Below are 19,854 nucleotides of genomic sequence, written 5' to 3'. Positions count from 1 at the left end.
CCAGCGCTAGGCCTGACAGCTACTCTTACCCACTTTGGCTAGAGCCATAACCGCAACCAAGCGCACCCGGCGCGTCAGAGGTACACCCTCTTTGCTGCAGCAGCGTCGGCCTTTGGCGTTACACTAAGCAGTAATACTGTTTGCCGGATGTTTTGTTATGCCGCCACCTGCTGCCACCAGCCTGAGCCAGGCCACGCTAAACGGTGCTAACCGGGCATTATTGCTGGCCACACTGGCTTTTGCTGCCTGTTTTTCAGTCTGGACACTGTATGCGGTAATGGGGCTGCAGCTACAGCAACAACTTGAACTTAGCGCGACCGAATACGGCTTTTTATTAGCAGCGCCTATTTTAACCGGTGCGCTATTACGTATCCCGCTGGGGATCCTTGCTGACCGTATCAGCGCCCGGCTGTTGTGGCTATACCAAATGCTGGCGGTAATACCGGCCTTGTTGCTGCTGCCGCTGGTGGACAGCTATAGCGGTTACTTATGGCTGGGGTTGTGGTTTGGTATTAGCGGTGTGTCTTTCACTTTTGGCGTACGCTATGTCAGCCAGTGGTTTGCCTCCAGCCGTCAGGGCCGGGCACTGGGCTTATTTGGTGTTGGCAATGCCGGTGTGGCTATTACCTTTGTGCTGGTACCACTAGCTATTAATTATGCAGGCTGGCAGTGGGTGGGGCCTTTATATGCCGCCGGCATGCTGCTAATTAGCCTGATATTTATCTTGCTAGCGCCAAAAGAACCGCTGCAGTTCAGCCCAGCCAAACACCAAGCACTTAGCCTGCGCCAGCTTTGCAGTGACGCCCGCATCTGGCGATTTTCCCTGTATTACTACTTTGTATTTGGCAGCTTTTTAGCTCTGTTATTGTGGCTACCACAATACTATATGCAGGCCTATGCTATGGATGCGCAGCAGGCGATGGCCTTTACGCTGTTCTTTGTTGCTACCTCCAGTATGGTGCGGGCGCTGGGTGGCTGGTTTGCCGATCGCTATGGCGGCCGGGCAGTAAACTGGAGCGTATTCTGGGTCTGTATCGTTTGTTTGTTTTTTTTAAGTTACCCACCCACCACGTTAATTATTCATGGTCTGGAAAAAGACGTACAGCTGGAAATTGGTCTGAATGTGTGGTGGTTTACCTTACTGATTTTTATCATCGGCGTAGCACAGGGCTTTGGCCGTGCTAGTGTGTATAAGGTTATTCACGATTACTACCCACAGCATATGGGCAGTGCTGGCGGCTTTGTTGCCGCCATTGGCGCCTTAGGCGGTTGCACCCTGCCCATTTTATTTGGCGTAGCACAAGATGTGCTGGGCATAGTCACCGGCTGTTTTATGATCTTATATGGCGTTCTGGCGCTTTGTATGATCACCATGTTTTTTGCCAATCAGGCCGCACAATATCAGCAAAAACTGGCACAGGCGCGCAGTAATAATTTCTTACTTGATGATGACACTTCTGACCACGAGGACAACATATGCAGATAACCGATCTGGCTACTGAGCAAAAGCTGTTACCCCTGCTACGCCAGGCATTTCGGCCAATGTTTTTATTTGGTGCCGCTTTTAGCGCCATTGCCATGCTGCTATGGGGCCTGACATTGGCCGGCCAGCTTCAGCTAAAACCCTTCGCCAATGTGCTGTTTTGGCACAGCCATGAAATGCTGTTTGGTTTTGTTAGCGCCATTGTGATTGGCTTTTTGCTTACCGCAGTACAAAACTGGACCGGGCTCCGTGCGCCGCATGGCAAAAGCTTATTGTTTATCAGCCTGCTGTGGCTGGCTGGCCGGTTATTACTACTGTTTGGTCAGGGTTTACCGCTGTATCTGGTAGCTGCTGTTGATTTAAGCTTTTTACCAGTATGCGCTTTTCTGCTGGCAATACCGCTTATTAAAACCGGCCAGCAGCGCAACCTGTTTTTTATTCCGGTACTACTGTTACTGACCGCCTGTAACTTGCTGATGTATATCGGGGTAGCAACGTCACGCTATGAATTGGTGCAACTGGGCAGCCAGAATGCGGTGTGGCTCATCACCCTGCTAATGGCGATTGTCGGCGGCCGCGTATTACCGATGTTTACCGCCAATGGCACCCAAACCAAAAAGGTCGATGCTATTGTCTGGCTGGATCGCGCAGCGCTTGGCTCACTGTGGCTAATTTTTGTCTTACACTTTTTTGCCCTGACTAAACACCTGCCAGCCCTGGCAATAAGCAGTTTATTTGGCTTAAGTGCTCTGCTGCTTAGCCTGCGCTGCCTGCGCTGGAAAATCTGGATCACGCTAAAGGTTCCGCTATTGTGGTCACTGCATATCGCCTACTGGTGCATACCGCTAGGGCTGGCACTTTACAGTGCGCGTTACGCCGGCGTGAATATCAGTAACAGCATAGCGCTGCATGCGTTAACCGCCGGCGCCATGGGCAGCATGATTTTAAGCATGATGGCGCGGGTATCATTAGGCCACAGCGGCCGCATGTTAAAGCCACATGCGCTGATGTCACTGGCGTTTTTGCTGGTACTGGCAGCGGCCATCAGCCGCACGCTATTAATTTGGCTGTGGCCGGTGCAAACCATGCAATGGTTGTGGTTGGGTGTCGGCGGCTGGGTGTTGGCCTATACGCTTTACGTGCTGGTGTATTTTCCGGTGCTAACTACCCCCAGGCCAGATGGCAGACCGGGTTAAACCACCTTACCTCTGAAGGGGTAAGGCTGCGGCGGCTTTGATTTATATCAAGCCGCCAGCTTCAACAGCTTTTACACTGGGTAAATATTTCCACCACAACGGAGCCCAGTATGAACACCGACTACCAAGACAAGCCGCTGGTGTATGCCTGCTCCGGCTGCTCAAACGTCGCCCAGCTGGCCAACGATTTGGCCGTAGTGCTCGATCGCGAAGGTTCTGCGCAAATGTCCTGTATTGCCGGCGTTGGCGGCAAAGTAAAGCAACTGGTAAAAGTAGCCCAATCCGGCCGGCCAATACTGGCGGTAGACGGCTGCCCGCTTAACTGCGTAAAACAAACCCTGGCCACAGTAGACGTAGTACCCACCTGGCATATAGAACTCACCACACTTGGCTATAAAAAGCGCGACCATGAAAACTGTGACTTAGGCGATGCCTATAAATTATTGCAAATGGTGCACAGCGATATACTTCGCTGAGCATTCAAACGAATGCCCATACTATCCACATATATTACAAAGCGGATCTTTATTTAGGTTAAATGAGCTCCACTGGCTACTTAGGCCATCAAAAAGCTGTAACTTGCCGTACAGTGGCGTGCCTATGCCTGCAAGAATTTTTACCGCTTCCAGCGCCTGCATGCTGCCGATAACCCCAACTACCGGGCTTAAAATACCGGCTTCCATACAGGTTAACTGCTGCTCGCCAAACAATTTGCTTAAACAGTGATAACAAGCGCCGTCGCCCTGCATACTGAAGCTGGCGACCTGGCCTTCAAAGCGGATAGCCGCGCCGGAAACCAGCGGTACTTTAGCGCTAACGCAAGCAGCGTTAATCGCATTGCGGGTAACTAAATTATCAGTGCAATCCAGCACCAATGCATACTGTGGCACCAAAGTAGCTAAATCTTCGGCATTTAAGCGTTGGCATAGTGCTTCAATCGTGATGTCGGCATTAAGCTGGCGCAAGCTTAAAGCGGCCTGCTGTGCTTTGCTCTGGCCAATATCCGCTTCGCGGTACAGTATTTGCCGCTGTAAATTACTGCGGTCAATGGTATCGTCATCGACCAGCGTAATATGCCCTACGCCACCGGCCACTAAATAAGGCGCCGCCGCACAGCCCAAGCCGCCCATACCAATTAGCAGTACCGAGCTTGCCAGTAACGCCTCCTGGCCACGAAAATCCATGGCCGGCAGCATTATTTGGCGGCTGTAGCGCATTGCCTGTTGTGTTGTCAGCTCAGTTGGCTTGATGAGTGTTGTCATCTTGGATATCCTGATTAATCTGTTCTGGCCGCCGCCAGAGCCATATGGCCACCAATAACAAGAAGCACGGTAACAGCAGTTTTAACGGCAATGCGACAGTGGATAACTGCAGCAGTAGTGAACTTAGCAGCATCATGGCGCTGGCCAGGTATTTAGCGCGCCGCGGTACGATACCAGATTGGCGCCAAGCCAACACCGGCCGCCCGAGCTTGGGGTGCGCCAATAAGCATAACTCCAGCGCTGGCCAGCCTTTTCCAGCTGACCAGGCGCTAAGCAAAATAAACGGCACAGTTGGTAAAACCGGCAGAGGTATACCTATTAAACCCAGCACTAAGCTGCATATTGCCAGCATGCGCCAAAACGCCAGCTTTATTAACGTCAAATCCCCTCCGTTAAAATGGGGGCAGAGTTATCTGCGCCTATTTAAGCCCTAAACGCTGCGCCAATTTATGTAGGTTGCTCGGGTCTAGCTCTAACTGTCTGGCCGCCTGTGACCAACTGCCACAGTGTTGTGCCAGCGCCTGTTGTATCATCTGCCTTTGTAACTGGCTTACTGCCTGCTTTAGCGCTATGCCGTTGGCTATCGTATTGCCATGCACTTCGGTATGCACTATTGCAGCAGGCACGGTGTCAATATCCAGCAAAGCGGCTCCTAAGGTTACAATATCGCTGCGCGACGCGCCCTGACTAAGCGCTTTAATCGCTGCGCGGCTAATCACATGCTCCAGCTCGCGCACATTGCCCGGCCAGCTATAGCTAAGCAAGGCCAGTTCTGCATCGCCGGATAAACGCAGCGCACGCAAGCCCAAGCGACTGCGGTTTAACTCGAGAAAATGGCCAGCCAGTAATGGAATGTCATCCGGCCGCTCACGAAGTGGCGGTATCGGCAAAGGATATACTGATAAGCGGTGATACAAGTCGGCGCGAAATTCACCGCTTTTAACCTGTTGTTTTAAATCACGGTTAGTGGCAGCAACCAAGCGCACATTCACGGTACGGCTTTTATCGGAGCCAAGGCGCTGAATCTCGCCGTTTTGCAGTACCCGCAATAACTTGGCCTGCACCGCCAGTGGCAGCTCACCCACTTCATCTAAAAACAAGGTGCCGCCATCGGCGGCCTCGAAGCGGCCGGCGCGTTCACTGTGGGCACCGGAAAAGGCACCTTTATTATGGCCAAACAGCTCACTTTCAGCCAGGCTTTCCGGCAAGGCGGCACAGTTAATATAGATCATAGGTTTAGCAGCACGCGCTGAGCTACGGTGCAAATGGCGTGCAAACAGCTCTTTACCTACCCCGGTTTCACCCAATAACAGCACGGGTAAATCCGAGTTTGCCACCACCGTCAGCTCCTGCAATATTTGCTTTAACGCACTGCTTTGGCCAATCAGCTCGTAACGCTGTTTGGCGGCAGGTTCAAATTGCTGCTCGTCGGCTTGATGATTAAGCCTAAGCGCACGGTTGGCTTGCTCCAGCTCCGTCATCCGCACGGCGGCTTCTACCAGCAGACTATAACGCTGCAACTCATATACTGCTGCAGCTGAAAAACTGCCTGCGGTTAACGCATCCAGTGTTAGTGCGCCCCAACAGCGACCTTCGATGTACAGTGCTATGCCCATGCAATCGTGCACCGGCAAGGCCTGGCCGGGCTGTTCAGCCAGCAGGCCATCATAAGGATCGGGTAGTTCAGACTCAGGTTCAAACCGCACTGGGTTACGGCTGGCCAGAATAGCTGCCAATCGAGGATGCTGCGCCACTACAAAACGCCTGCCCTGAGCTTCGCGCACTAAACCATGCAGTGCCACCGGTTTTAGCACATCATGCTCCAGCCTAAGTAGACCCACCGCACCGCAACTAAAGTGGCTGCGCAGCGTACTTACCAAACGCTGCAGGCGCACTGCAGCGGGCAATTCGGTAACTAAGTCGGCAACTAAACTTTCTTGCAGCATGGTATTTTTTACCCTTGGGTAGTTATCACCCTGCATTTTCTGGGTTTAATTTACCACAGCATAAAATAAAGCTATATAAATCAAAGGTGGTAGTTTTGGCCTGACTCTTGCCCTGTAAGTTTAGCTGCGTCGCACTGGCGCTACATTAAATTGCATTAGCAGGAGTTTCTATGTCAGCCATTACCACTTCAACTTTATTAGATCAATCTTTAGGCCAGCTGGCTACCAGCATTGCCGGCGCCACCGCAGTGTTTCATCAATACAAATTAGATTTTTGCTGTGGTGGTAAGCACAGCCTGAGAGATGCACTGGCGAAAAAGCAGCTGGCCGAAGCGCCGGTATTAAGCGCGCTGCAACAGCTGCAGCAACAAGACGGCGAGTTAACTGACTGGCGCAGTAAATCGGTAAGACAACTGATTGAGTTTATTTTAGAGCGTTTTCACCAGCGCCATCGCCGGCAGTTGCCCGAGCTTAGCCGCTTAGCTCGACGGGTAGAGCATGTGCATGCACTGGATGCCAACTGCCCAACCGGTCTGGCACAGCATCTGGAAGAGATGTATCAGGAGCTGGAAAGTCATATGATGAAGGAAGAGCAAATTTTGTTTCCTATGTTAGCCGGTGGCATTTACCCCAGCGGGCCGATCAGCGTAATGGAAGAAGAACACCTGCAGCACGGTGACGCACTGGAAACTTTAGATAAGCTCACTAACAACATTACGCTGCCAGAGGATGCCTGCAACACCTGGACCGCGCTGTATTTAGGCTTGCAAGAGTTAAAAGAAGATTTAATGCAGCATATTTTGCTGGAAAATGAAATTTTGTTTGTGCAACAGCAGACAAAACCGGCGCACGGAAGCGACGGCCAGAGTTGTTGTGGTAGTTGCCAATAATACTCTCTGATCAACTTACAGCAGTCTACAAGACTTCAAAGTCTCTCACTTGCTAGCTCTTGTAGACGCTGTTATAAATGAATGTCACTAAACCTGAGGTATCCCCAGAAATTCTGTAGTTAAAATAAAAAGTTAGGCGATTAGGGAACATTCATGGTGGTTCCCGATCTGATCATTCGCCAAAACTCACAAAACGCGGATGGTCACCATGAATGTAAAAACTATGCTCGCTGATTTCCTCACATTTGTCACCCACAAAACGATGCATAAAACCCGATTTTCGGTGTTTTTAGATGCTGTAACAGCTTTGACCAAAGATGCGCGGTGCACTGTCACAGCGATTGGTCGCGCTATGCCAGGCACATCTGACAAAGTCAGCATTAAGCGCGCGGATAGATTGCTCAGCAATGCCAATCTACAACGGGAACTGCCTCTGATCTATGCGGCAATGACTCATTTGATTGTCAGTAGCAAAACGCAGCAGCTCATTTTGATTGACTGGAGCAACGCTGATACCGCGAAGCGCCATTTTATTTTGCGAGCCAGCATCGCTGTTGATGGCAGAGCACTCACGCTATTACAAAAAGTGGCGGCGGCAGAAGATTACACTTGCCCACATTTGCACTGGGCGTTTTTAAAGCAACTCAAGGCCATGTTACCTAGCGACTGTAAGCCTGTTATCGTCACCGATGCTGGCTTTAAAGTGCCTTGGCTTAAGCAGGTGCGCAAATTAGGCTGGTATTATGCCGCCAGAGTCAGAGGTAATGTGAAGCTTAAACTGGCAGAGCAAACAGAGTTTATGACCGTAAATGCGCTTTATAAAAAAGCTCGCGCCACCCCTAAACACTTAGGCGCAATCGTGCTGACTCAGACGCAACATTATGAAACCCGCGCGATTCTAGTTGGTAAAGGCTATAAGCTATTGAAGCGAGACAAACATAAGTCTTACAAAGAACCTTGGTTATTGGTGTCATCTTTGCCTGAGTGCCATGGCTACGCAGATAAAATCGCCAAGTGCTACAGTAGCCGGATGCAAATTGAAGAAAGCTTCCGAGACCAGAAAAGCTCACGTTATGGCTTAGGAAGTGACCTGCACGGCACTAAAATCAAATCACGTTTGGGTATATTGCTGTTACTGGCGGCACTGGCAAATTGGTTCCACTACCTGATGGGTTCGGCGGGTGAAAAGGCTGGCTTACATTTGCGATATCAGGCTAATACGGTAAAAAATCGGCGAGTGCTTGCACTGAACTTCCTCGGGATACTGCTTTGTAAGGAACCTAAAATGCCTATACGCAGGCACAATTATCAGCAAGGACTTAAACAAATCTTGCTCTGGGTTGCACAGTGGGACTGGGCGGTAATCAAATTGGCAAAGAGCTAATAGTATGTATCTAAATTTTGTGGGGATCCCTCAGTCACTAAACACCAATCCCAAATCAAAAATTAATTAGTCTCACATAGACTGGTCCAAACAAAATCATTCTGACAACCATATTCATAATCACTTGTCATCAGGCTGATACACCATTACGTCTTCTACCTTGCAGTCGAAATAACGGCAAAGCGCCTCTATCGCATTCGTGGTGGTTGAGTGTTGTATTGCCGGATTCTGCATTTTCGACAAAGACGTTCGGTTAACGCCAGTGTGACGCGCTACCTCACTAACACTAATCTTGCGATTTTCCCGCCGCTCTTTTTCTGTAATCAATTCTTTAATCCTAAAAAGGATCATAGGCTCCCCCAAAAAACACAAAGTGTTCTTTGAAAGAACACTAATAAGCTGCAATAATGTTCTCTCAAAGAACAGTTAACAGGTAATTAAGATGTCTAAAACACTTATCACCACTAAAGATTTGGCAATGAGAATACATTTCAGTGCCGGCTACATCAATAGAGTTCTTAAAGATGCTGTGTTCATCGAAGGCATACACTATATCAGACCTTTTGGTGGCAGGAAGATTTTCTACATTTGGGAAGCTGTTGAGCAGGAGCTTTACTCCCATACCGTTAGGCCGAGAAATCTCATCCCAATGGCGTCAGGGAGAGTATGTAGTGGCTAGTATCGCTGTACGTAGTAATAAACTGGTACTGGATTTTCGCTATAACGGTGTGCGCTGCCGCGAACAAACAGCACTGACTGACAGTAAAACTAACCGTGCGAAGCTTTTAAAACTCATCGATGATATTGAGGCAGCCATTCGTTTGGGTCGGTTTGTCTACGCCGATTTTTTCCCGGGCAGTCCAAGATCTAAGTATTTTGCAGAGCTTGATGCATCGGTAAAACAAAGCATTGCAGCGTTACCTCAATCAATCTCTCTTGTGCACGACTGCCCATTGTTTAGCGCATTTACAGCTGAGTGGTTAGATGAAAATGAGAGCATTTGGAAGGCAAGCCACTGTGCAAACGTTAACGCTATTTTTGAACACTGCTTACTACCCGCTTTCGGCTCGCAAAGGCTGGATGCAATAACTCGTGCTGACATTTTGAAGTTTCGATCGCGCTTAACCAAAACAGGTAACGGCAAAAAACGCATCTCAAATGACTGAATTAATCATATCATGGCGCAACTACGCAAACTCCTGGTAGAAGCATCAAAGCGCTACAACTTTAACAACCCCTTTGTTGATATCGAGCCATTAAAAATTGATAAACCGCTTATCAACCCTCTTACATTGCAAGAGGTTCGTATTTTTTTGGCCGGCGTACGCGCTGATTTCAGGCCATATTACACGGTTAGGTTTTTCTCCGGATTACGCACTGCAGAAGTCGATGGACTTAAATGGAAATTTGTCGACTTTGAGCGCCGCCAAATTGTGGTGCAGGAAACCCTCGTCAATAACCTTGAAGCAACACCGAAGAATAATTATTCCTACCGCCATGTGCATATGTCACAGCCGGTATTCGATGCACTGATGACACAAAAACGAACAACAGCTGACAAAGAATATGTGTTTTGTAATGCCGCGGGTAACCCGCTCGATCATCGAAACGTAACGAAAAGAATTTGGACGCCAACATTAAAATTATTGGGCTTGGCCCACCGTCGGGCTTATGAAACCCGTCACACAGCAGCAACACTATGGCTTGCTGGTAAGCGTAACGCCAACCACACATTCCTATCCTAACTGATCAACATTACCCTGTCTGCCTCTTTAAATTATCAGGGTAATCATCATGAAACGCACTAAAGAACAATGGCTGGCCTTATTCGCCGAGCAAGCCCAAAGTGGCCTTACTCAAACGGCATTTGCTAAACGACAAGGGATTATCCCGACCTATTTCAATCTCCGTAAACGCCAGTTGTTGGCTCATCAGAATGATGACACCGGTTTCATTGAATTAGCACCACAAAGCTCGCCACTGGCCCGGCATATCCTGCTACGCAAGCGTGATATGGAATTGCAACTTCCAGCAGGGACGGATGCACTCTGGTTAGCCGCCTTGCTCAGGGCACTTTGACCATGAAAATGTTCCTCGATGTGCTTAAGGTCTATTTGCATAAACAGCCGGTCGATTTTCGCAAATCCATTAATGGTTTATCGTTGCTGGTCGAGCAAGAGATGCAGCTCTCGCCATTTAGCGGCGCACTGTTTGTGTTCTGCAATCGGCAGCGTACCCGGTTAAAAGTGTTGTACTGGGATAGCACCGGGTTTTGCCTCTGGTACAAGCGACTTGAAAAAGACACGTTCCGCTGGCCAAGGCAGATGCCAGGTAAAGTGTTGTCTATTAGCGAACAGCAATGGCATTGGCTGTTGCAAGGTGTCGATATTCAAAAAATCACCGCGCACCAGCCGCTGCATTACCAGAGTGTGGGTTGATATGCCGATCGGCTATAAATCCTGTAGATCGCATCCAAAACAATCTAAATCTTACCAAGCACTTAGCCAAATTGGCCGTTACAATAATGGCCATGAAAAAGATACCTCAATCCTTACCTGATGATGTTGAACTGCTCAAGAAAATGCTGCTTGAGCAGACACAAAAGCTTGAGCGCAAACTGGCGCAAAAAGACAAACGCATCGCTAAACTAGAGCGGGTTAACCAGCAGCTCTCGGATAAGTTACAGCAATTACTGGAGCGCTATAACTTAGCGAAGTACCAGAAATTTAGCCCCAGCAGCGAGACCTACGAAGGTGAAGGCGAAGTGTTGAATGAGGCCGAACAGCTTATTGAAGACGAGTTCGTAGCGACAGAGCCAGACACTCAGACGACCGAGAGCGCTGAGAAAGCCGCCAAGCCACGCCGACCGCGTATTATTCCTGAATTGCCCCGCGTTGACGTTATCCATGACATTGACGATAAAACCTGTGTCTGCTGTGGCCATGCCCTGCATCAAATGGGTGAAGAGGTTAGTGAGCAAATTGAGTTCGTGCCCGCGCAAATCCGTGTTCTTAGAAACGTCCGGTTGAAATACAGCTGCCGGCAGTGTGAAACCAATGGCACTAAGGTCGACATTAAGATTGCTGATGTGCCAGCTGCGGTTATCCCTAAGAGCATGGCCACGCCAAGTTTACTGGCGCAAATCATCAGCAGCAAAATGCACTATGGGATGCCACTTTACCGACAAGAAAAACTGTTTAATGAAGCCGGCATTGAGCTTAGTCGTCAAACGATGAGTCGTTGGCTGATAACCTGTGCAGATAAACTTAAACCGCTACTGGCGTTAATGAAAGCCGAGCTTCTGAAACAGCCGGTGCTGTGGGCAGATGAAACCACCGTCAATGTGCTGGATGTTGAGAAAAGCACCTGTTACATGTGGGTATATGGCTGTGGCTTAGAGAAAAGTACCGGCCCTAAGCTGGTGCTGTTTGATTATCAGGATAGCCGCAGCAGCAAACATCCCTGTGACTTCTTATCCGGCTTTAACGGTTATCTGCAGGTCGATGGTTATGCCGGATATGAGAAAACTCACGCAACCTTAGTCGGTTGCTGGGCGCATGCCAGACGCAAGTTCGTCGAAGCCCAAAAGGCGCAGGGTAAAGGCAAAACGGGTAAAGCGGATGTGGCGCTTAACCACATCCAGAAACTCTATGCACTGGAGAGTAAATTAAAAACCGCGCCGCCTGACAAGAAGTATGACGCCAGACAAACCCTAGCTAAACCACTGCTAGAACAATTTAAAAGCTGGCTGGATAAATCAAGCGAGAGTGTCACGAAAGAAAGTTTACTGGGAGTCGCTATCACGTATAGCCTGAATCAGTGGCCCAAACTCATCCGCTATCTGGACGATGGCCGATTAAATATCGACAACAACCGTGCTGAGCGCGCCGTCAAACCGTTCGTGATTGGACGCAAGGCGTGGTTGTTTGCCAATACTGAAACGGGCGCAGAAGCCAGTGCTGCAATGTATAGCCTAGTCGAAACGGCCAAAATCAATGGTCTGGAACCGTATGATTACTTATGCCGCTTGCTGACAGAGCTGCCCAAAGCCAATACCCACGAGCAACTGCAAGAACTCCTGCCTTATTGATCAGCAGCCACACCGCAAGGTGTGGTTGTTGTTACGCTTACGCTTGCTGCGGGTGAGAACCCGGAGTGGATTGCCAGACAACTTGGCCACAGCTCAACCAAAATGCTGTTTGAGCGTTACAGTCGATTTATACCAAACATCACCAGACAAGATGGTAGCGCTTTTGAAGCGTTGCTGGGGGCTTTTTGACCGATTCGCTAAGGATCCAAATCTGGCTATAAATATTACCAATTTATGGATTGAGCCATAGCGATCAATTTAATTTTTGTTCTGACCCTGAGGGATATTCAAGTAATGAAACTATCTTAATACTCTAATTTAATTTAAATTTTAAAGCAGTAAAGTCATTATTAATTAATTTAGCGCTAACCAATAACCCGGCCTTCGCCTTGCTCTTCGTGTGTTACACCATCACGGATGTGATAAATACGCTTAAAGGTAGGGATAATCTTTTCATCATGCGTTACCACTATAACGGCGGTTTGAAAACGCTGTGCCATGTCGTTAAGAATGCGGATGACGGCCAGCGCCCGCACAGAATCTAACGGCGCTGTGGGTTCATCAGCCAAAATAACCGGCGGCCGGTTCACTAAGCCACGGGCAATAGCAACACGCTGCTGCTCGCCACCTGATAATTGCGAAGGCATAGCAGTGGCACGGTGCTGCACATCCAGCGCGGTTAGCAGCTCAACCGCCCGGCTGCGCGCCTGGGCATTGGCAACCCCTGCCAGCATCGGCAATAAAGCAACATTATCGGTGACATCAAGAAACGGAATAAGGTAAGGCGCCTGAAACACAAAGCCAATATTGTCCCGGCGCAGGGCCCGCAGGTCTTTTACCTTCCAGCCGCCGTCAAAGATGAGCTTATCACCTAAGCTCATGCGCCCTTTAGTGGGGTCTATTACCGCCCCCAGACATTTTAACAAGGTGCTTTTACCTGAACCTGACGGGCCTATCAGCCCGACTACTTCGCCGGGCGCGACATACATATTAACGTCTTTTAATGCCATCACCGCGTTGTCGCCAGAACCATATTGTTTTGACAAACCGTCAATACGTATTCCCTGCTGCGCCATACTAACCTCCTATCGCTTCGGCCGGGTCAACCCGCAGCGCCATGCGAATAGACACCAGACTTGATAACAGGCAAATCAGCATTATTGCCACAAAGCCAATTAAGGCATCAACCGGCATCAGTAACACGTATTTGGGAAACAGTGGTGCCGCAAAAGTAGCGCTGATTTTACCAACCACAAAGCCAATGCCGCCAAGCACCAGCGCCTGCTGGATAATCATCGCGGCAATAGTGCTGTTTTTTGTGCCAATAAGCTTTAGCACGGCGATTTCACGAATTTTATCCATGGTCAGGGTATAAATAATAAAGGCCACAATGGCGGCACTGACCAACGCCAGGATCACTAAAAACATGCCTATCTGTCTGGCCGAGGTGACAATTAACTTACCGATCAGTATGGCTTCCATCTGTGCTCTGTCGTACACGGTCAGCCTTTGCCAGCGCCGGATGGGTGCGGCAACGTCATCTGCTATGTAGCCCGGCAAGATACGCACTAAAATGGCATTAACCGCGTTATTACTGGTTTGGCTGGCAATAACCGCATCAAGCACACCGGGCATGCCGGGCCGGTTAAAGGCCGGGTTTTCCCTGCTTCGCTGTCGTTGGTCCAGTAAGGCAGCATTGTCTTTAATAAATTGGGCCGCCTGGGCATCTTTTAACGGAATGAAAATCATTGGGTCACCACCGGATGACACCATACGCCGTGTGAGCCCCACTACGGTATATTGGTTGCGGCGAATAGTAATCTGTTGGCCCAGTTTAAAACCGCTGGCAATATCGGCAACGGCTTCATAATGGCTACGGCTAATATGTCGCCCGGCAATCAGTTGCGGCGGCCAGCCCGGCTGCCCGGCGCCGCCGGCAGCGATGCCAACCACCATGGCCCTGACATCTCTGGTGTCCTGGCGCACCTGCATGGTCAGGTAAGTAACATTGGCGACAGCCGCCACGCCGGGCATACTGCGGATACTGCGCCACAGATCGTCAGCCACACTGGAGGATTCCGCATAAGGCCCCAGCGTATCTTTTTGCACGACCCACAAATCTGCACCGCTGTTGTCCATTAGCACTCTACCGTCATTTACCATACCGCGATATACACCGGCCATAACCAGGGTCACACCAATTAACAGACCAAGGCCAAAACCGGTAAAGACAAACTTGCCCCAGGCATGCAGGATGTCACGCCCGGCAAGGCTGATCATTGCTGTGCTCCGGCTAACTGGCTGACAATCGTTAACCGGCTGTTTTCAGTCAGGCTTTTCTCACTGTACAGCACAATCTCATCGCCACTTTGCAGCCCGTCGAGTACCTGAATATTCCCGGCCAAATCACTGCGGCCAAGTGTTAATAGCACAAACCGTTGGCGGCCGTTTTGCAGTAACCAGACGCCCCTATGCCCATTAACCAGCCGCAGCGCAGCATTGGGTATGGTTGGCTCGGCCTGTAAAGCGGGCAAGGTTACTGTCACCTCCGCCAGCTCACCCAAAGGCGGCAATGGCGATGGCAACGCCAAAAATGTAATTTTGGCAATGGTTTCTTCGGTAATGCTGTCGGCCACCGGCTCTACCCGGATGACGATACCGGGCATAACCTCTGTCGCTCTGGAGCGCAGTGTCACTCTGGCAGACAAGCCTGCAGCTAAGCCCTGCGCCGAAATCTGGTCAAAACGGGTATCAACCCACAAGCTATCGGGGTCGATGATTTCTATGATGCTTTGGCCTGCCACCACAACCGAGCCTGGTTCAAGTTCGCGTTTGGTGACTATGCCATTATGCGGCGCCACCAATTGCAGGTAATTTTTTTGTGCCACCAGGGCGTTTTGCTCTGCCTGCAGCCGGCGAAAATTCTGCTGCGCCACCAGTAAAGCCGCGTTGGCGACTACCAGTTCCTGCCGCTTTGCCGCAATAACTTCCTCGCTGGTGCCGCGCAACTGCAGTAATTGCTCATAGCGACTGGCTTGCGATTGCGCATAGTGCAAACTCGCCTCTGCCTGAGTTAAAGCCGCAGCGGCCGCTTCGATGGCAGCATGTTGCGCCTTTAAGCGCTCATCTAAATCGACCGGGTCCATTTGGCCGATAACCTGGCCTTTGTTTACCACATCACCTACATCAACCGTAAGTTGCTGCAGTTTGCCCGCCATAACCGGGCCAATTTTATAGCTGGAGCGCGCCTGTATGGTGCCTATGCCAAAGATGTCCGGCGTAATGCTTTGCTGCTGCACCCGGGTTATGGTGACCTTTACCGGAGCAAGCGGACCAGAGCGTAACACCACAAACACAAACAGCACCAGCAACGGCACAGCAACGGCAAGTAATCCGATTGTACGACGTTGAAACGGCAAACCAGGCATGACTTTCTCCGATGAACCCTTGTTAGCTTTACTAAGCATAAATCGACTAGGACGATTGTATCTGAAATATGGATTAGCACAATCTAATATAAATATTTTTTATCGCAATAAGTACTCTGTATATTGCTATAGTCATCCCTGATACCTTGTCTATCTAAATTTAGGGCCTGCGCTTTAAAACCTTGCGACTTTGCTTACTGCTCAATCTGCATGACAAGTTCTACTTATGTTTGACGCTCAGCAAGTATGTTATTGAATGTTTGAATAACTTCTGGCAACACTTACCAGTGTTAGTTCTTTAGCAGCCTTTTTCAGTTCACATTTGTCGAACAGGGCCATTATTTAACTTTATAGCTATGATGATGAGTGAGCGCTTAAAATCCTGGCTAAACAGGCTATTTCAGAAAGGGAAATGTAGTAGCACATATCACTGTAAACTGATGCTAATATAGATGAAAAAATTAATTATTATTTAATTATGATTAAAGCGTACATTTTGCTGCTTTTGTTTCTCTTTGCAGAGCTAGCAAGTGCAAGTGAGCTTCACCTGTGTCAGGAATCCAAGTAAGAGTCACCGGGCAAGAAGGCATCATTTAATAAGGTGCCGGAAGTATTTAAAGTGTACCCATTCACATCCCAGATAAGGGTTGCAGCGCTGCTCCAAAGACTAGTCAATCCAACAGTGATATTGGCATTGTAGCCCGCTGTGCTAGCAAGGGTCGCATCGCAACTATTGGTGCCAACGCCATATCCGTCACCGTAGCCCTCCCCATAACCATCGCCTTGGCAATAAATATCTAGCCCACCATTCTCGACGGTAAAGTTAAAATCGAAAAAGCCATCATCCCCGTCATTCTGAAAAACGTATTTTTGAAGAATAGTCGCGCTACTCGAAGCATTTTGTATAGCTCGAGAGGTTGCATAAAACCATCCCGTACTCAATGCACGAGCGGTTGACTGCGCATAAGAAGAGCCACTTTCTCGACTTATAAATGTATCAACTTCAACTTCGCCCGTATCGGAATCTGATTGTGGTGATGTACCTAATGGCACTTCTACTTTAACATCTGCGTCTAACGCAACACTGATGATGCCTGCGTTGGCATTCGGACCAACTACACAGAGAGCAAAACCTATTGCACAAGCTATTTTACTTCGTTTAAACATAAAGAAACCCTCATACTAAAAACGCTAGTTTCAACCTGTAACATCAAATGGTATGAGCGCCATTAATACTAGGCATGCTATCTAGACTGGTGAATTGATTAGAGCAGTTAGTGCATTTAAAACACTTTTTCCGCAGAATCTATCAGCAATATTTGCACCATATTTTTTTACTCTTACTTTTCAATTGCTTATATGGATACTAAAAAGAAAAGAGTTTTTTATTGTAAAATAAACTGACAGTCTTTTTTAATATTGCAATAATAACTGATCATTAAGGCTCCTAGATTAACTCGTTACTGCGGGCTTCAAGTACACTTGCAATCACTGGCGCAATTAACGACTCCATCAACGCATAACCTGCGGCGTTGATCTTTTGCATTGGTGAAATCAGGCACCCGCAAGCCACCTTTGCCATCATTCATCGCTGCGTAATAGTCTACATAAGGAATTTGGTGTTGCACTGCGTACTGTTTAATCAGCTGATTAAGCTCAACAATACGGTGCACCGGCTGCAAACCGCTGCGCCACGGAAAATCACTGGCTGGTAATACCGAGCACAGAATGACACTGACACCGTGAGCGCGTGCCAGTTCGGCCATACTGAAAATGTTGTCGGCTACGCGGGGTAAAACAATAGCGCCGCTGTTTTGCGCAATATCATTGGTGCCAGCGAGGATCACTACTACCTGCGGTTTCAGATTAAGCACATCTTCTCGAAAACGCAGCAACATCTGATGGCTAACTTGGCCGCCTATGCCTCGACCGATAAAGTTATTTTGCGCAAAAAACGTCGGGCGTTGGTATGGCCAGAACTCAGTGATGGAGTCGCCCATAAATACCACCAGTGCGCCCTGCGGGTAATTCGCTATAAATTGCTGGTTAGCCTGCTGATACTTTTCGTAATTGACATAAGTGGTAATGTTCAAGCTAATCTCCACAGCAGCAATTGGCAACAGAGCACAGAGTAGCAGACCGTACAGATCATTTTTTATTATTCCCCTTATAAGCTATGGTATCCAGAAATGTTGGTACTGTGCCAAGTCATTCCGTTTTTCATTGTGAAATAGTTAATTTGGATAAAGAGATTGTCACCGCTGGCGCAGGTGATGTGTGGTGTGCTGAGTTTGCATTACACATAGCCAATTCGATTTTTGTTCAGCACAAGAAGTATCAATTCTGCCGCCCTTCCTCCTTGTCTGCGATGCTAGCGCGACGCCTCAAAACGATTGTGCAAAGATGCATCATTGTATGACATTACAACTTGCTTAGGTTTTGGATAAGTCGGCTTGTGCATCTAGTAATAACTCTTGCGTAAGCATACGCTTGTAACGTCTCTGCCGGCGTCGTGCTTTTGCAGCGCTTGCTCGCCAGTTGCTGCGTTTGTCAGACACAATGTCATCCACATCGTCGGCCGTGATCACGTGCTTAGCATCTCTAGGGGAGGTTCTTTTACTCATATTCTCGTCGTTCTCATCACTAAAAGGCAAAGCTGCTTTGCTTTTGTCTCCATCTCAAAGACCGTTTATTTAAGCAATGTAAATCCACTTCACCTGCAAGAATGTCTTCACATAGCTTGACGGCAGCCTGCGCCTGCGCAGCACTTAAATGCCGATATGCAGGTTGCTTAATGTAGTCATACCAAGCGCCGTTGCAGACATTATCAAGCACAACGCGTTGAAAACAATGGTCGTGCTTAATCGGCCAATCGTGTCGTTTATCAAGCGCTTCTTTGGGCATAATAAACTGAGTTAAATAGCGGTACTGATCTACCCATTGCTCGCGAGTGTGATTGATGGTTTTGTTTTTTAGCATGGGTATCAATTTCGCTTCTTTTGCTTCCACGTACCGCCATAGTGATAACCTTCACTGGTTTGCTTCAGCCGCTCTTGACACTGTTTACAGATCAAGACCCAAATCTGACTTTGCATAGCCTGCACTCGGTATAACACGCTATGAGCCATTGACTCACAGATACCGCAGGCCTTTGATGCTCTTTCACGAGACACTTTACCCATGTTTCGGCCTAAATAAGTCTGGCGGCTTTCACCGCGCATTGAGAACCGTAGGCAATCAAACGGCCCCAACCACGCATTGCTTTACCCGCTTGTTTTGTCATTGCGCGCAGAGCTTCATCTCGATGCTCTGTTTCATCCGCATGAAACGCCGCCATCTGCTGAGAAAATTCCCTGACGAATGGATTGCATTCATGCTCAAATAATTTAAGCTGTTCGCGATAATGTTCATCTACAAAAGACTCAACGCAAAAAATAGTATAGAACATCCAGTTTCTTCCCAAGAGCGTTGGCAGAGCACCGGTAACAAAGCCCGCTATCCCCCAGAGAAACAGCAACAAACTACCGCGATACATTTGGATATTAGCTTCAAAACCTGCCAGATGGGACTTTTCAGTGGCCAAGTGCTGCAAAGCAAATGATTTTATCTGCGCGTCTTGACGAATTAAATTCGCGCACAGAATACCGCGATAAATCCAGACTGCCCCAAACTCGCCAGCGTGACTGGCGCGCAGCTCGGACCGAATATGCCTAGGTAAACGCAATATCGAGACTTTTTCCATACCCACTTCACCCATGTTTACAATTTTGCCCAATGAATAACTTCCCAAGTTTAGATTATCCGCATTTTGGATGATCCCGAGTTACCATTACTAAACGCTAACTCTTTTTGCCTTGCTTCAATCACGAGACCCCTTTTGCAGCTTATAAACGCGATATCGCGGATGCAATTACACACTTGTTTACTGGAGCGACTCATCGTTATTGATTTTTATGCGCGAGGGAGGAGATAAGATCAACCATCATGACTGGAATTCAGAAAAGCAATGGTAAGTTCTGTGAGGTTATAAACTGAACATTCAACAAAAGCATAAGCACATTAACGCGACTGTATCACGAGACCACCAAACCGCTGCTTAAACCTTGGCTGTTTAAGTTCAGCACAATTACGCGGCTTAGCGTTATTTCAGTTCAATAAACGATATACTCAACGTT

The 19,854-nt window shown here is 48.5% G+C and carries 22 protein-coding genes; 10 read left to right on the top strand and 12 right to left on the bottom strand.

All coding sequences use genetic code 11. From position 1 onward, the window contains the following. Positions 1 to 157 precede the first annotated feature (157 nt). From ACUJFL_RS07755 to ACUJFL_RS07745, 3 genes are all read left to right on the top strand, one after another. Positions 158 to 1,486: an MFS transporter gene (locus ACUJFL_RS07755; protein ID WP_445428918.1), complete on the top strand. Its 1,329-nt coding sequence runs from the start codon at positions 158 to 160 to the stop codon at positions 1,484 to 1,486. Further along, positions 1,477 to 2,679 carry an NnrS family protein gene (locus ACUJFL_RS07750; RefSeq protein WP_445426619.1) on the top strand — a complete coding sequence of 401 codons (1,203 nt, stop codon included), beginning with the start codon at positions 1,477 to 1,479 and terminating at the stop codon, positions 2,677 to 2,679. Before ACUJFL_RS07755 ends, ACUJFL_RS07750 begins: the two co-directional genes overlap by 10 nt. A 110-nt stretch (positions 2,680 to 2,789) precedes the next feature. Beyond that, positions 2,790 to 3,155 carry a putative zinc-binding protein gene (locus ACUJFL_RS07745; RefSeq protein WP_445426618.1) on the top strand — a complete coding sequence of 122 codons (366 nt, stop codon included), beginning with the start codon at positions 2,790 to 2,792 and terminating at the stop codon, positions 3,153 to 3,155. Positions 3,156 to 3,176: 21 nt separating this feature from the next. Here the strand turns inward: ACUJFL_RS07745 and moeB are convergent, their stop codons facing one another. From moeB to norR, 3 genes are read right to left on the bottom strand one after another with little or no spacing between them, the layout of a single operon-like run. Then, positions 3,177 to 3,941, bottom strand: a complete 765-nt coding sequence (gene moeB / locus ACUJFL_RS07740; RefSeq protein ID WP_445426617.1) for a molybdopterin-synthase adenylyltransferase MoeB — start codon at positions 3,939 to 3,941, stop codon at positions 3,177 to 3,179. After that, positions 3,916 to 4,323 carry a YbaN family protein gene (locus ACUJFL_RS07735; RefSeq protein WP_445426616.1) on the bottom strand — a complete coding sequence of 136 codons (408 nt, stop codon included), beginning with the start codon at positions 4,321 to 4,323 and terminating at the stop codon, positions 3,916 to 3,918. The genes moeB and ACUJFL_RS07735 overlap by 26 nt, the downstream gene beginning before the upstream one ends. Before the next feature lie 37 nt (positions 4,324 to 4,360). Further along, positions 4,361 to 5,887 carry a nitric oxide reductase transcriptional regulator NorR gene (gene norR, locus ACUJFL_RS07730; RefSeq protein WP_445426615.1) on the bottom strand — a complete coding sequence of 509 codons (1,527 nt, stop codon included), beginning with the start codon at positions 5,885 to 5,887 and terminating at the stop codon, positions 4,361 to 4,363. Between the two features lie 170 nt (positions 5,888 to 6,057). Here norR and ytfE point away from each other — a divergent pair, with 170 nt between their 5' ends. Together ytfE and ACUJFL_RS07720 are read left to right on the top strand one after the other, a co-directional pair. Then, the gene (ytfE, locus tag ACUJFL_RS07725; protein WP_445426614.1) at positions 6,058 to 6,777 is read left to right on the top strand and encodes an iron-sulfur cluster repair protein YtfE; all 720 of its coding nucleotides are present in this window, start codon (positions 6,058 to 6,060) and stop codon (positions 6,775 to 6,777) included. Positions 6,778 to 6,976: 199 nt separating this feature from the next. After that, positions 6,977 to 8,161, top strand: a complete 1,185-nt coding sequence (locus ACUJFL_RS07720; RefSeq protein ID WP_445428917.1) for an IS4 family transposase — start codon at positions 6,977 to 6,979, stop codon at positions 8,159 to 8,161. A gap of 120 nt (positions 8,162 to 8,281) precedes the next feature. Here the strand turns inward: ACUJFL_RS07720 and ACUJFL_RS07715 are convergent, their stop codons facing one another. Beyond that, positions 8,282 to 8,512 carry a helix-turn-helix domain-containing protein gene (locus tag ACUJFL_RS07715; protein WP_445426173.1) on the bottom strand — a complete coding sequence of 77 codons (231 nt, stop codon included), beginning with the start codon at positions 8,510 to 8,512 and terminating at the stop codon, positions 8,282 to 8,284. Between the two features lie 320 nt (positions 8,513 to 8,832). Between ACUJFL_RS07715 and ACUJFL_RS07710 the strand changes: the two genes are divergently transcribed. From ACUJFL_RS07710 to tnpC, 5 genes are all read left to right on the top strand, one after another. Next, on the top strand, positions 8,833 to 9,327 hold the full coding sequence (locus ACUJFL_RS07710; protein WP_445428916.1) for an Arm DNA-binding domain-containing protein: 495 nt from the start codon (positions 8,833 to 8,835) through the stop codon (positions 9,325 to 9,327). A 12-nt stretch (positions 9,328 to 9,339) separates the two neighbouring features. Then, complete coding sequence (locus tag ACUJFL_RS07705; protein ID WP_445428915.1) at positions 9,340 to 9,906, top strand: site-specific integrase; 567 nt, start codon at positions 9,340 to 9,342, stop codon at positions 9,904 to 9,906. 49 nt (positions 9,907 to 9,955) lie between these two features. Then, on the top strand, positions 9,956 to 10,240 hold the full coding sequence (tnpA, locus tag ACUJFL_RS07700) for an IS66 family insertion sequence element accessory protein TnpA (RefSeq protein WP_226752469.1): 285 nt from the start codon (positions 9,956 to 9,958) through the stop codon (positions 10,238 to 10,240). 2 nt (positions 10,241 to 10,242) lie between these two features. Then, positions 10,243 to 10,599 (top strand): IS66 family insertion sequence element accessory protein TnpB, encoded by a 357-nt coding sequence (tnpB, locus tag ACUJFL_RS07695; RefSeq protein ID WP_445425237.1) that lies wholly within the window; start codon positions 10,243 to 10,245, stop codon positions 10,597 to 10,599. 92 nt (positions 10,600 to 10,691) lie between these two features. Further along, entirely contained in the window at positions 10,692 to 12,251 is a 1,560-nt protein-coding gene (gene tnpC, locus ACUJFL_RS07690) for an IS66 family transposase (RefSeq protein ID WP_445428799.1), read from the top strand. A gap of 365 nt (positions 12,252 to 12,616) precedes the next feature. On the opposite strand, the gene ACUJFL_RS07685 is transcribed toward tnpC, so the two are convergent. The 8 genes from ACUJFL_RS07685 to ACUJFL_RS07650 all read right to left on the bottom strand — a co-directional run bounded on the left by ACUJFL_RS07685 (position 12,617) and on the right by ACUJFL_RS07650 (position 19,454). Continuing rightward, a complete protein-coding gene (locus ACUJFL_RS07685) occupies positions 12,617 to 13,327 on the bottom strand; it encodes an ABC transporter ATP-binding protein (RefSeq protein ID WP_445426611.1) in 711 nt (236 codons plus the stop codon). Between the two features lies 1 nt (position 13,328). Beyond that, positions 13,329 to 14,531, bottom strand: coding sequence for an ABC transporter permease (locus ACUJFL_RS07680; RefSeq protein WP_445426610.1), 1,203 nt, complete (start codon positions 14,529 to 14,531; stop codon positions 13,329 to 13,331). After that, entirely contained in the window at positions 14,528 to 15,679 is a 1,152-nt protein-coding gene (locus ACUJFL_RS07675) for an efflux RND transporter periplasmic adaptor subunit (protein WP_445426609.1), read from the bottom strand. The genes ACUJFL_RS07680 and ACUJFL_RS07675 overlap by 4 nt, the downstream gene beginning before the upstream one ends. A gap of 552 nt (positions 15,680 to 16,231) precedes the next feature. Continuing rightward, a complete protein-coding gene (locus tag ACUJFL_RS07670) occupies positions 16,232 to 16,846 on the bottom strand; it encodes a hypothetical protein (RefSeq protein ID WP_445428914.1) in 615 nt (204 codons plus the stop codon). 305 nt (positions 16,847 to 17,151) lie between these two features. Next, positions 17,152 to 17,772, bottom strand: coding sequence for a GDSL-type esterase/lipase family protein (locus ACUJFL_RS07665; RefSeq protein WP_445428913.1), 621 nt, complete (start codon positions 17,770 to 17,772; stop codon positions 17,152 to 17,154). Positions 17,773 to 18,111: 339 nt separating this feature from the next. Continuing rightward, positions 18,112 to 18,303 (bottom strand): hypothetical protein, encoded by a 192-nt coding sequence (locus ACUJFL_RS07660; protein WP_226752272.1) that lies wholly within the window; start codon positions 18,301 to 18,303, stop codon positions 18,112 to 18,114. Between the two features lie 19 nt (positions 18,304 to 18,322). Continuing rightward, on the bottom strand, positions 18,323 to 18,688 hold the full coding sequence (locus tag ACUJFL_RS07655; protein ID WP_445428912.1) for a hypothetical protein: 366 nt from the start codon (positions 18,686 to 18,688) through the stop codon (positions 18,323 to 18,325). Positions 18,689 to 18,869: 181 nt separating this feature from the next. Further along, entirely contained in the window at positions 18,870 to 19,454 is a 585-nt protein-coding gene (locus ACUJFL_RS07650; RefSeq protein WP_445428911.1) for a demethoxyubiquinone hydroxylase family protein, read from the bottom strand. Positions 19,455 to 19,854 lie beyond the last annotated feature (400 nt).

It is taken from the genome of Alishewanella sp. HL-SH05 (assembly GCF_052655985.1).
This window is presented reverse-complemented; position numbering and strand designations above follow the sequence as displayed.